The organism is Cognatundibacterium luofuense, from assembly GCF_018139685.1.
Classification (GTDB): Bacteria; Pseudomonadota; Gammaproteobacteria; order Burkholderiales; family Burkholderiaceae_D; genus Undibacterium; species Undibacterium luofuense.
On sequence record NZ_JAGSPN010000132.1, the window covers coordinates 1 to 470 of the forward strand.

At 52.1% G+C, this 470-nt stretch carries 1 pseudogene; it reads right to left on the reverse strand.

Annotated elements, in window-relative coordinates:
• Window positions 1-470: pseudogene (locus tag KDM89_RS19670) on the reverse strand (glycosyl hydrolase); the annotation flags it as partial.

Consider the following 470-nt stretch of genomic DNA (forward strand, 5'->3'; position numbering starts at 1 on the left):
CATAGGCACGCGACTCATAGGCATTGGCAGTCAATCCATCGTCGTCATACAGCATACCTTCGCTGAGTGTCTGCTCCTCGTCATAGTAGTAGTGCAAATCCAGTTTGCTCACATCAAATTGCGTCGTGTTTTGTAAGCCCTGTGCCTGCGGAATCCAGGCGCCGGCACGTACAAATACCGGTATCCGGTCCGCTTGCAAAGAGACTGCTGCACGACTGCCAGCTGCATAGCGCTGTCCTGTATGAAAATCCAGCCATGGCCCATTTTTGGGGAAATAGATTTCCGCCTGTTGCTGCCCTGACTGCAGCACCGGATGCACCAGGAAATCATTACCCCAGAAATAGCTGCTGGCATCAGCCAGCAAGGCTGGATTGGCTGGCTCCGCAAAAAATAAAGGACGCATCAGCGGCAGGCCGCGCTGATGATTCAAAAAACTCAGTGTGTAGTTATACGGCAGCAGTTGATAACGT